Source organism: Chthoniobacterales bacterium, from assembly GCA_018883245.1.
In the GTDB taxonomy this organism is placed as follows: domain Bacteria; phylum Verrucomicrobiota; class Verrucomicrobiia; order Chthoniobacterales; family JACTMZ01; genus JACTMZ01.
Genome location: VEQL01000036.1, coordinates 16242 through 28167, shown reverse-complemented (window position 1 = coordinate 28167; position 11926 = coordinate 16242). Strand labels below are relative to the sequence as shown.

Here is an 11926-nt window from a genome sequence, read left to right as displayed (position 1 = left end):
ACCCGAGTTCGCTCGCTATGTCGTCTTCAAAGGCTCGATCGCCGTCAACGGCGTCAGCCTCACGGTGGCCGCCGCCGATGACACCGTTTTTTCCGTTTGGATCATCCCCCACACCCTCGAGGCAACCAACCTCGGCGACCTCGAACCGGGCGACATCGTAAACCTCGAGTTCGATATCCTGGCGAAATACGTCGAACGCCTGCTCGCAGCGCGCGCCTGATCGCGGCAACCGCTCACGCCTGTCCGATAGGCCGGCCCTCGGGGGCAAAACGTGCCACCGGTTGCTGGCGGGCCAGATGCCATGCAAACAGCTTCATCACCAGCAGATGGATCGGCGCTTGGGTCAGACGGTAAAACCACCACGGCAGCGACGGACGGTAGTTGAAGATCGCCGCCAGCACGCTGCGCCGGTCGGGACTTTCGCGGAATTCGAGGCGCGCCGGCGCCCGACCGTCGGAGGCGTCCGCCTCGCGGGCGAGGAGTCCTCCGGTGATGTAATAAAGCGGACGATCCGGGGATGACCGGTCCTGCGAATAACGCAACTCGAGCAACGCTCGCGGGAAACCCGTGAGACGGAACGCCAAATTCAAATGCTCGTCCACGGTGACCCGCAATACGTAGCGGAAAAGCAGGGGCAGCCATCTTGCATACTCGCGCGCCACCCAAATGGCGTCGCGTCCGGGCGGCAGCGGCAGACGCTGGATCGAACACACATAGCGCCCCTGCCCCGCTTGAGTGTGACGGCGGCGCAAGTGGGCCTCGACCTCGGGCGATTCCTGTTCTCCGCGCAAAGTGGCTTCGAGAGCCTCGTCGAATGTCTGCGGAATGATCCCCGCACGTTCCTGCATCGTCGGCGAATGGGCCACCATCGCATGGCGCAAGCTCTCGACCAGAGGCGCAATCAGTTCGCGGTGGGCCCCGGTCACCGCGCGCAGCCCCCAGGTGCTGAGCCTCGACGAGACAAAGGGGACCGCCACGATGCAACGCCGCTTTCCCAGACGCGCCGCCGTGCGGCGCATCAGCTCGACGTAGGACATCACGTCCGGCCCGCCGACATCGAAAGCGCGGCCGAACATATCCGTGCGCCCGAGGCAAAAATCGATGAGCTGCACGACATCGTTCAGCCCAGCGGGCTGCGTCATCGACCGCGTCCAATGCGGACACAAAAGCAGGGGCGAGCGCCGCACCAGCCTCATGACAATCCGGAAGGAGGATCCACGCGGCCCGATGATCAGGCCGGCTCGGAGACTCGTCACGGGAACACCGCGGGCCGAAAGCACACGCTCGACTTCAAGGCGGCTGGCCAGATGCCGCGAAAGCCGGGCATCGTCCGGGATGATGCCGCCGAGATAAACAATCTGCTTCACCCCTGCCCTCGCCGCGGAGCGCGCGAAATTATCCGCCAAAATGAAATCCATGTCCTCGAACCGCGCCTGCGTAAGTCGCGCAGGGAGCATCGAGTGGACGAGATAAACGGCGTAATCCGCGCCGACCAGCGCCCTCTCTGTCTGCAACAGGGAGAAGAGGTCGCATTTTTCCCACCGCACCCCGGAGACAGGCGCACCTTTGCTGCGGCTCAGCGCGACGACATCGCGGGTCCGTGCCAAAAAAGGCAGAAGCGCCGTGCCGACGAAGCCGGACGCTCCCGCAACGACAACCACCGGCCGGTGTTCCGGATGGGCCATGAAGCCATGAAACACGGCGCCCGCCGCGCCGCAAGCCTGCGCCTCAACTGCCGCGCTGCCTGAGACTGTCGCGAATCTCGGTGAGGAGCTTCACTTCCTCGGTGGGAGCGGCAGGCGCATTGGCCGCCGCCTTGTCCTCGCGCTTCAGCACATTGATCGCTTTCACCACGAGAAAAATGGCCCAGGCGATGATGAAAAACTGGATCGCGACGGTGATAAAATTGCCGTAATTGAGCGTCGGCGCGCCGGCTTCGGCCGCGGCTGCCAGCGTGGGGTAGCTTTTGCCGTCGAGACTGATGAAAAGGTTGGCGAAATCAACTTTCCCCAACAACAGGCCGATGGGCGGCATGATGATGTCATCAACGAGCGAGCTGACGATTTTCCCGAAGGCGGCACCGATGACAACCCCCACCGCAAGATCGATGGCGTTGCCCTTGGCGATAAATGTTTTGAACTCTTGAAGCATAAGCATTTGTTTTAGGTGCTGCCGGCGGCAAGACACGAGACAAAATCCCATGACCAAGCACTTCGCTGCCATATTACTTCTCGCGACCTCTGCGCATGCCGCCGAACCGCTGAAAATCGGCATGGACCTCTCCTACCCTCCCTTTGAAACCATCGGGCCGGACGGCAAACCTGCTGGCATCAGCGTGGAACTTTCCGAAGGCCTGGCCTCCAGCCTCGGGCGGCCGCTTCAAATCGAAAACATTCCCTTCGCCGGACTCATCCCCGCGCTCAAGTCTGGCAAAATCGACGCGATCATTTCCTCCATGACCGCGACGCCCGAACGCGCCGAGTCGGTCGCTTTTTCGGATCCTTACCTCACCACGGGACTGGCTTTGCTCGTCGCAAAAGAGAGCCCGGCCACAGGACTCGGCGACTTGGACCGCGAGGGACGGACGATCGTCGTCAGACAAGGCACAACGGGCGAGGTCTTCGCGCGGGCGAATGTGAAAAATGCGCGGCTGCTTACTTTGGAAAAGGAAAACGGCTGCGTGCTCGAGGTCATTCAGGGAAAAGCGGACGCATTCATCTACGACCAGATGTCGGTGTTCCAAAATGCACGGCGATCCCCGGACAAGACACGGGCTCTGCTCGCGCCGCTGAAGACGGAAGCGTGGGCTATCGCGCTGCGCAAAAACGATCCGGATCTTCTGGCTGCCGCAAACAGATTCCTCGCCGAGTTCCGATCAGGCGGCGGCTTCGACAAATTGGCCGGCAAATACCTCGCCGAGGAGAAAGCCGCATTCGCTGCGGAAAACGTGCCCTTCTTTTTTTAGGTCTCGCGCGTTTTCACCAAGATCGAGGCGCCCTTCGCCGGCAATTCCAGACGCACGATACTTTCATCGGACGCGGTGAGATCCATGACCTACTGCGGCACGAATTCCCCCTCCGCCGCCTCAGCGCCGCCCATGACCGTATGCTTGAGGACGAGAAGCACGAAAACACATGTGCGTCAGCCTGCAAGCACCTCACGGGCGGCGGTCAGCACGGCATCCACGCTGATGCCCAGCTCTTTCATCACCGTTCCTCCAGGTGCACTCAGGCCGAAGCGGTCGATGGACACGACACGCCCCGCCGGACCCGAATATTTGAACCAAGGCTGGCTCACACCGGCTTCGACCGACACGCGCTTGGCACACTCGGGGGGAATAACTTCACTGCGGTATGCTTCGGGCTGGCGGTCGAACCGCTCCATGCAAGGCAATGAAACGACACGCACCGAAGGTCCCAGCTTTTCCGCGGCCGCCATGGCAATCTGAAGCTCACTGCCGCTGGCAAGCAGCAGGAGCTCCAACGCAGAAGTCTCCTTGCGCGCGATATAACCGCCGCGAATGACACCCGTCCGCGCGACCTCGTCGGGGATTTCACGGAGCGTCGGAACGACCTGCCGTGAGAGAGCCAGAACCGTGGGACCATCGTTGCGCTCGAAGGCCGCGGCGAAAGCTCCCGCTGTCTCCGCCGGATCGGCCGGCCGTATCACATCAAGGTTCGGGATAGTCCGCAAAGCGGCAAGCGCTTCGACCGGCTGGTGCGTGGGCCCATCCTCTCCCACACCGACCGAGTCGTGCGTGAAAATATAGACCACGGGCAAGTGCGAGAGGGCGGCGATGCGTATGGCCGGACGGCAGTAGTCATTGAATACGAGGAACGTCGCCCCGCTCGCGCGGAAAATTCCGTCGTAGGCGATACCGTTCAGGATCCCCGCCATGCCGTGCTCGCGGATACCGAAGCGGATGTTGCGGCCGGAGCGGTTGCGGGCATCGAAATCCCCGCCGTCTTTGATGTAATTCAGCGTGGACCCGTGGAGGTCGGCGCTGCCACTGATGACCAATGGCATGGCCTTGGCCACGTCCTGCAGGACTTCGCTTCCCGCTTTGCGAGTCGCGATATCCGGCGCACTTTCGGGATATGCGGGTATGCAGGCAAGCAGATCGGGAGACTTGCCGGCCAAGGAGTCGTCGATTTCCTTGGCGAGGTCGCGGTTGCCGTCGCGCCAGGCTTTGTATTGGGCCTGCCACTCGCGCCAGTCGTCTTCGAGCTTCGCCGCGTGCCGCACAAAGTATTCGCGCACCTCGGGGGAAACATGGAATTTTTCCTCCGGAAGCCCCAAACCCTTGCGCGCCGCGTCGGCGAAAGCCACGCCTCCCTCGCCATGCGCTTTGCTCGTTCCCGCCACCTCGGGAATGCCTTTGCCGATGAGCGTCTTGGCCACGATCAACTGGGGCTTGCCCGTCGCCGCGGACGCCTTGCGGTAAGCCGCAAACAAATCGGCCATGTTCTGCCCGTCCACCTCTTGCACATCCCAGCCGTAGGCACGATAGCGCGCCAAGGTGTCTTCACTCTGCGTGAAGAGCGCCATGGCATCGAGCGTCACGTCATTGGAGTCATAAATCAGGATGAGGTTGTCGAGCTGCAGGTGCCCGGCAAGCGAGCAGGCCTCCGCCGCAACGCCTTCCTGCAAACACCCGTCTCCGGCCAAACAAACCACCTTGTGGCCGAAGATCCGGTGCTGCGGAGTGTTGAAGCGCGCCTCGCACATCTTCCCCGACACCGCCAGACCGACGGCGTTGGCCACACCCTGACCCAAGGGGCCAGTGGTGCATTCCACGCCGGGGGTTTCACGGAACTCGGGATGCCCGGGCGTGATGCTGCCGAGTTGACGGAACTTTTTGACCTGATCCAACGGCAAGTCATATCCCGCAAGATGAAGCCAGGCATAAAGGAACATGCTGCCGTGACCGGCCGACAGGACAAAGCGGTCGCGGTTCAGCCAGCGCGGCTCCCGCGGGTTGTATCGCAACGCGGCCCCGAAGAGCACCGCTCCGATCTCCGCGCACCCAAGAGGCAGTCCCAGGTGACCCGATTTGCATGCGGCAACGGCATCGATGGCCAACCCGCGGGCATCCCGCGCAGCCAAAGCCAAAACATCCTGTGGTAAATTCATATGAACCTTTGTTGTCGCCGGAATACGCCAAACGGCGCAAGCAAACTCTCGGGGTCCCGGGAATTCTGATGCAAGAAATGCGAATTTGCGCCAAAATCACCGGCGATCGTATGAGCAAAGTCGTCGTGCGCGTCCCCGCCACCAGCGCCAACCTCGGACCTGGATTCGATTGTCTCGGCGTGGCCCTGCAACTGCATGCCCGCGTGGGCGTCTGGGCGGGTGACAAAAAGGCTGCAGCGCACCCGATGGCCGATGAAGCCGCCGCGGCATTTTTCGCCGCGGCGAATGTCCCGCCTTTCGAGTTCGGCTGGTCGATCTCGCCGGAAATTCCCGTTTCGCGCGGACTCGGCAGCAGCGTGGCCCTGAGACTCGGGCTGCTTCACGGACTCAACAAACTGGCCGGAACCCCACTGGGTGCCGATGCGCTCTACAGGATTTGCGCACGCTTGGAGGGCCATCCGGACAACGCAGCGCCCGCGGCGTTCGGAGGGTTTACCGCCGCCCTGCCCGACGCCGACTACTTCCGCTGCGACATATCGCCGGAACTGGCCTTCGTTCTTCTTGTGCCCGAAAACGAAGTCGGCACAGACGATTCCCGCCGCGCACTGCCGCGGAATATCCCGCTGCAAGAAGCCGCCATGAGCACCGCGCACGCCGCATTCATCACCGCGGCGTTCGCCTCGCGTCAATACCGGCTGCTGCGAGGCGCGATGAGAGACTGGATGCACGAACCCCACCGCGAAAGCGCCAATCCCCATCTGCGTCCCGCAGTTCTGGCGGGCGTGGCCGCCGGGGCCCTCGACGGATATCTCAGCGGCTCCGGATCCGCGGTGGCATGCGTGACCCTTGAAAATCCGGACAAGGTTGCCGACGCCATGCGCACCGCGCTGCCTTCGGCCAAAACCTTCGTGCTGCGCGCCGACAACACCGGCGTCACGATCGAGAACTGACACCGCATGCGCGTCGTCCTCGAGCGGTTCGAACGCTACGCTGTCGATGTCATCCTCGAGCGGCGCGAGGGCGGGCGCGCCAACGCGCTCAAGTTCGTCCTCGGCATTTTCTCCCGTGGCTATGCCGCGCTCGTGCAAACACGCCTCGCGCTTTACCGGGGGCGATTTTTCCGGGCGCAGGAACTCGGATGCCGCGTCGTCAGCGTGGGAAATTTGACGGTGGGAGGAACCGGCAAAACTCCAGTGACGGAAATGCTCGCGCGCGAACTGTGCCGCCGCGGACGCCGCGTTGCCATACTCAGCCGCGGCTACAAGAGCGTGCCACGCCCCTTCGGCCAACGTTTGCGCAACCGTCTGCTGAAAAACCGCGACTTGTTTCCGCCGCGCATCGTCTCGGACGGAAAAAGCGTTCTGCTCGACTCGAGACACGCCGGCGACGAACCCCACATGCTGGCAAAGAATTTGCCGGGCGTCTGCGTCATCGTTGACAAAGATCGCGTCAAAAGCGGTATGCACGCCCTGCGCAACTTCGACAGCGATATCCTGCTGCTCGACGACGGCTTGCAATACCAGCGCCTACGGCACCGCACCGACATCGTTCTCATCGACCGGGAGGCACCGTTCGGCAACGAGCACCTTCTCCCCCGCGGCACCCTCAGGGAGCCCCCGTCCAACCTCCGCCGCGCATCCTACATCATCATGACGAAGTGCGGACCCGAGCCCGACCGCGCCCTGATCGAAAGGATCCGCCGGCTCAACCGCACCGCGGCAATCATCGAATGCAATCACGCCCCGCGGCACTGGCAGGATATCTGCACGGGTGAGATTTTGCCCTTGGACCATCTCAAGGGGCGGCACGTCGGCGCCATGAGCGGCATCGCCCGCCCGGAGAGCTTCGAAGAGGGCGTGCGGCGCCTCGGCGCCAAGGTGGATATTACCAAGGGATTCGCCGACCATCACCGTTTCACCAAAAAGGAGATCCTCCGGTTCCTCGAGTGGTGCGACCGGCGTTCGCTAGATGCGCTGGTCACGACGGAAAAGGACGCCGTTCGCTTCCCCGAGATCGATGATCCCGCGGTGCCCATGCTTTTCCTTCGGGTGGAAATCGAAATTCTGAGGGGTCGGGAACACTGGGAGAGTCTCCTGTCGCACTTGGCAGGCGAAATCGACGCGGGCAAAATTCCTCAAACCGCACGCCCCCAAACGTAGCGCTGCAAGAGGACTTTGATGGTCGCAGTGAGCGGAACAGCCAGCAACGACCCCAGCACCACGCCGAGAACCAGACTCCACACGAGCACCGAAAGAATCACGGTGAGCGGATGCAGGCTCACGGAATCACCCACGATCCGCGGGGCGATGAAAAAACTCTCGATGTTGCTCATGCCGACGAAAATGGCGGTCACAATGATTGGGTGAGTCCAGTCGCCGAACTGCGCCACGGCGATCAGCACGGCCGGAACCCAGCAGATGATCAGGCCGACATAGGGGATAAGCGCGAGCACACCCACCGCCAAACCGATAAGCAAAGCAAAATTCAAGCCCATGACCCAGAGAGCGATCCCGATGAGCGCACCGTCGATCAGGCTAACCGCAAACTGACCGCGGAAATAGCGGATGAGATATCCGTTGATCTCCTCGACCAGCGAGGCGACCTCGCTGCGCAGGCGCGATTCCGGCAAAGGTATGTATTTTTTCCAATCACGGGCGAAAGAAGCCGAGTCTTTGAGAAAGAAAAAAAGGAACAAAGGCACGAGAAACAGACTGACGGCGGCGCCCGCCACCCCGAGGAAGCCGCCTGCGCTGCGTTGAAGGAAGGAAAGAACGCTGGACACGATCGACGGCAACCGCTCCTGCAGCCAGGCGATCAGATTTTGCGCGTAGCCACCCGCAACCGCCCACAATTCGTCGCGGACAGTGCGCTCGTCGGATAAAACCGGCGGCGGCGCGAACTTTTGTTGGATATCACGCACCCACTCCAGGGTGGAAAGCAGCAATTTCTGTCCCCTTGAAGCCTGCTCGGGAAGGGTCTGGCTGAAATGCGAGGCTTGGTTCCACGCGGCCGGCCCGACCCACAAGGCGATACCCGCTGCCCCGAAAGCAATGATTGCGAAAAGCGCAATCACGGCCCAGAGCCGTGAAAAACCGAGACTGCACAATTTGTCCACGGCGGGCGAAAGCAAGTAGGTCAAGACAACGGCGGCAACCACCGGAATGAGGAGCGGTTGCAGGAACGCAACCGTTTCAACAACAATCCACACAGCAGCAACAACGACGGCGAGGATCACAACGAAGGAAGCCGCCGTCAGAGCGGCATACCAGGACGTCCGCTGCCAGTTGCTCGCTCCAGCTCGAATTTGTTCGTTGGCCATCACCGTGCATGCTGAAGCAACACCCGCCCGGTGAAAAACCAAAATTGACGGCCTCGAGTCTGAAGGACGCACCGGCGGAAAAGTTTGCGCTTTATCCGGCCCGTTCGGGCGCAAAAGCAAAGGCCCGGAACCACCCGGATGCCATCCTGTTTCGGATGGTTCCAGACGGACTCCGGGCCCTTGGACCGGGGCAGAGCTACTCTGCTATTTTTCTAAGGTAATGGCCGTATGTTGATTTACCCAAAGCATGCGCACGCTCGCGCAGCTGATCCTTTGTCAACCATCCATGATGCAGGGCGATTTCCTCCAAGCAGGCGATCATCAACCCCTGCCGGGACTGGATGGCGTGGACAAAAGACGCGGCATCGAGCAACGACTCCGCCGTGCCTGTGTCGAGCCACGCCGTGCCGCGACCGAATTTTTCCGCGCGCAGCGAACCCTCCTGCAAGTAGCAACGCGCGAGATCGAGGATCTCCGTCTCGCCCCGTTTGGAAGGCTTGAGCGATGCCGCGAATTCGGGCGCGCGCTCGTCGAAGAAATAAATCCCGGGCACCGCATAACCGGACCTCGGATGCGGCGGCTTCTCTTCCAGCGACAAGACCTTCCCCGCTTCATCCAACTCTATCACTCCGTAAGCCCGCACGTCGGACACGTGGTAGGCGAACAATGTCCCGCCCGGCGAGTTTGAGGCCGCCCGGATACTTTCGCTCAGCCTCGCGCCGTAAAACAAATTGTCCCCCAGCACCAGACACGATGCCGCACCGCCGAGAAAATCCTCCGCAATGGTGAAAGCTTGGGGCAAGCCGTCCGGGCTCGCCTGTTCGGCGTAGGTGAATTCGACACCGAAAGCCGAGCCGTCCCCGAGCAACTCCTTGAATCGCGGCAGATCCCGCGGTGTGGAAATAACCATGATCTCGCGCATGCCGCCGAGCATCAGCACGGACAGCGGGTAGTAGATCATCGGCTTGTCGAAGACCGGCAGCAATTGCTTCGAGATGGACGAAGTGCACGGGTGCAGCCTTGTGCCGCTTCCACCAGCCAAAACAATTCCTTTGCGAGTCTTGCCCATAATCAGAGGTATTCCGCCATCTCGTATAGCGTCGGATCCCGCCGCGGGGGAAGCCGGCGCCTTAGGGCACCCGCACCGCCTTTTTCTCCTTCTCCTTTGCCCATTCCCAAATCACCCATCGAGTCATCATCGAGAACGTCACCGTATTCCTCCTCGAGCTTTTCCGGATCCTCGCCCTTCTCCATGCGGGCCAACATCTCGAGCATGGGTTCGGGCATTTTTTCGCCCGTGATATCCATCATCCGCCGCATCAGGCGTCCGAGTTGCCGCGGATCGGGGTTTTCCTCGTCCATTCCCGACATCTCCCCGGCCAGCTTCATCATCTCGGCCTCCTGGCGTGGATCGAGATCCGGCATCCCCTCGCCACCGGGCTCATCGGTCTTTTCCTTCGCGCGACCAGTGATAGCGAACGGTGACAAGACCCGCTCCATTTTTTTACCATCGCCGTCCGGACAACGCGGCACAACATCCGGGCCGACGAGTTTGCGGGCGTAGAAACTGTAAATTTTGTGCGTATCGGCGGAGTAGTATTCGTAGATAGGCATAGGAACGACTAGGGATGAAGGATGAGACTTGAAGGCTGAGTGAATTATCGCTGAGAAAGGAAGCTTGAGTTTGAAAGCTGAATAATACCAATGCGGCCAAAGGCCGCCACCCTTTCACTCAAGTCTCACACTCGAACCTCAGCATTTTCTTCACGTTTAACAATAAAGCTTCAGCCCTGGTTTCTAGCTTTCGTATTTTTCGACATGGTTATGAAGATGCGAATTAATTCATCTGCTTCGCTCCAGATTTTTTCGAGCTCAGCGGATCGCAGACCGCAATCATCTCGGAGCAATTCCAGCCAATATTGCGTCTCATCCGCCTCTTGGGTGCACAACTCGATCTTAGCAACAAACTCGCTGTCGCTGCGTGCTCTGGATGCTTCCCGGTAATTCGCCCCAACCGATGTGCCCGCCCGGAGCATCTGCTTACCCAGAATCCGCAGTTCCTCCCTGTTCTTATCGAGCGAGACAAATAATCGAACAGCTGAACCACCAAAACGCTTGGTCCGTGCCCGCATCTCATCGCTCCTTGAACCGCTCATCACCCTTTCACTCAAGTTTCAAACTCAAGCCTCAGCCCTTGCCTTCCAGTCCAAGCCTTTCGCGACTGTAGCCTCGCGACTCGACGGCTTTGCACCATGCATCATTGGCCAAATACCATTCCACAGTGCGGCGTATGCCCGACTCGAAAGACTCGCTCGGCCGCCAGCCAAGCTCGCGGGTCAGCTTGGAGAAATCCATGGCGTAACGCAGGTCGTGCCCCGGGCGGTCTGTGACGAAAGTCTTCAAGCGCGCATGCGGCCCGGCCGCATCCGGACGCAATTCGTCGAGCAAGGCGCAGATAGCATCTACCACGTCGATATTCATTTTTTCGGCGGCCCCTCCGATATTGTAAGTCTCACCGAGCTGACCGCCCTTCAGCACGGTCCAAATGGCGCGGCAGTGGTCCTCGACAAAGAGCCAGTCCCGAATGTTTTCGCCCTTGCCGTAAATGGGCAGCGACTTGCCCTCCATGGCATTGCGGATGATTAGCGGGATCAATTTCTCCGGAAACTGGTAGGGCCCGTAGTTGTTCGAGCAGTTGGTCGTGACCACAGGCATCTTGTGCGTGTGGAACGCAGCGCGGACGAGAAAGTCGCTCGACGCTTTGCTGGCAGCGTAGGGACTGTTGGGAGCGTATGGCGTGAGTTCGGTGAACGCCGCGTCCCCTTGTTGCAACGTCCCGTAGACCTCATCCGTCGAGACATGCAGGAAACGGAAACGTGATTTCCGATGCCCATCCAATTCCTTCCAGTAGGCACGCACGGCATCGAGCAGGCGTTGCGTTCCCAAGACATTGGTTGTGATGAATGGCTCGGGCGAATCAATGGAACGGTCGACATGCGATTCGGCGGCAAAGTTCAAGACCGCATCGATCCGATGCTCGCAGAGTAGCCTTGCGACGAGCGCTGTGTCTCCAATGTCTCCCTCGACAAAGACATGCCGGGCATCGTCATCGAGATCGGCGAGCGATCCGCGGTAGCCGGCGTAGGTCAGCAGGTCGAGATTGACCAGCTTTCCGACATTCCAGTCGGAATTCTTTAGCGCGAGGCGGACAAAATTGCCGCCGATAAATCCGGCACCACCAGTGACAAGAAGGTTCATAGAGAAAGTGACGAGTGACGTGCGATTAGTGGCGAGTTTGGCCAGCGCGCTGGTGGACGGCTACTGCTCAGGCCTTTCGGCGACTTTGAGCGTAACCTCCTGGGTTAGCCGGCGCTCACGAGCCTTAGTGATGACGCTCACCGTGTCAGCCAAATTCGAAAGCATATCTAATTTCTTGCTTAGTGGCATGTCTGCGATTTGCAGCAGATGCGAAAT

Annotated in this window: 12 protein-coding genes; 4 read left to right on the top strand and 8 right to left on the bottom strand. The window is 60.6% G+C overall.

Annotation, left to right across the window (positions count from 1 at the left end; translation table 11 throughout):
- Positions 1–220, top strand: a 220-nt coding sequence (locus FGM15_11195) for a riboflavin synthase (protein ID MBU3666423.1), incomplete at its 5' end; no start/stop codon positions are given.
- 13 nt (positions 221–233) lie between these two features.
- Here the strand turns inward: FGM15_11195 and FGM15_11190 are convergent.
- Entirely contained in the window at positions 234–1685 is a 1452-nt protein-coding gene (locus tag FGM15_11190; GenBank protein MBU3666422.1) for an NAD-dependent epimerase/dehydratase family protein, read from the bottom strand.
- 43 nt (positions 1686–1728) lie between these two features.
- Entirely contained in the window at positions 1729–2157 is a 429-nt protein-coding gene (gene mscL, locus FGM15_11185; protein MBU3666421.1) for a large conductance mechanosensitive channel protein MscL, read from the bottom strand.
- Positions 2158–2200: 43 nt separating this feature from the next.
- On the opposite strand from mscL, the gene FGM15_11180 reads away from it, so the two are divergent.
- Positions 2201–2965 carry a transporter substrate-binding domain-containing protein gene (locus FGM15_11180; protein ID MBU3666420.1) on the top strand — a complete coding sequence of 255 codons (765 nt, stop codon included), beginning with the start codon at positions 2201–2203 and terminating at the stop codon, positions 2963–2965.
- A gap of 176 nt (positions 2966–3141) precedes the next feature.
- Here FGM15_11180 and tkt read toward each other — a convergent pair whose 3' ends face one another.
- Positions 3142–5133, bottom strand: coding sequence for a transketolase (gene tkt, locus FGM15_11175; GenBank protein MBU3666419.1), 1992 nt, complete (start codon positions 5131–5133; stop codon positions 3142–3144).
- On the opposite strand from tkt, the gene FGM15_11170 reads away from it, so the two are divergent.
- Both FGM15_11170 and lpxK read left to right on the top strand, forming a co-directional pair.
- Positions 5058–6083, top strand: a complete 1026-nt coding sequence (locus FGM15_11170) for a homoserine kinase (GenBank protein MBU3666418.1) — start codon at positions 5058–5060, stop codon at positions 6081–6083. The two genes, tkt and FGM15_11170, sit on opposite strands and share 76 nt — an antisense overlap.
- 6 nt (positions 6084–6089) lie before the next feature.
- Positions 6090–7292, top strand: a complete 1203-nt coding sequence (gene lpxK / locus FGM15_11165; protein MBU3666417.1) for a tetraacyldisaccharide 4'-kinase — start codon at positions 6090–6092, stop codon at positions 7290–7292.
- Here lpxK and FGM15_11160 read toward each other — a convergent pair.
- The 5 genes from FGM15_11160 to rfbB all read right to left on the bottom strand — a co-directional run bounded on the left by FGM15_11160 (position 7268) and on the right by rfbB (position 11710).
- The gene (locus FGM15_11160) at positions 7268–8452 is read right to left on the bottom strand and encodes an AI-2E family transporter (GenBank protein ID MBU3666416.1); all 1185 of its coding nucleotides are present in this window, start codon (positions 8450–8452) and stop codon (positions 7268–7270) included. The genes lpxK and FGM15_11160 overlap by 25 nt on opposite strands.
- A gap of 196 nt (positions 8453–8648) precedes the next feature.
- A complete protein-coding gene (gene rfbA, locus FGM15_11155; protein ID MBU3666415.1) occupies positions 8649–9521 on the bottom strand; it encodes a glucose-1-phosphate thymidylyltransferase RfbA in 873 nt (290 codons plus the stop codon).
- A 2-nt stretch (positions 9522–9523) separates the two neighbouring features.
- Entirely contained in the window at positions 9524–10066 is a 543-nt protein-coding gene (locus FGM15_11150; protein MBU3666414.1) for a cytochrome C, read from the bottom strand.
- A 170-nt stretch (positions 10067–10236) separates the two neighbouring features.
- On the bottom strand, positions 10237–10608 hold the full coding sequence (locus FGM15_11145) for a four helix bundle protein (GenBank protein MBU3666413.1): 372 nt from the start codon (positions 10606–10608) through the stop codon (positions 10237–10239).
- Between the two features lie 31 nt (positions 10609–10639).
- On the bottom strand, positions 10640–11710 hold the full coding sequence (gene rfbB, locus FGM15_11140) for a dTDP-glucose 4,6-dehydratase (protein MBU3666412.1): 1071 nt from the start codon (positions 11708–11710) through the stop codon (positions 10640–10642).
- Between the last annotated feature and the right edge of the window lie 216 nt (positions 11711–11926).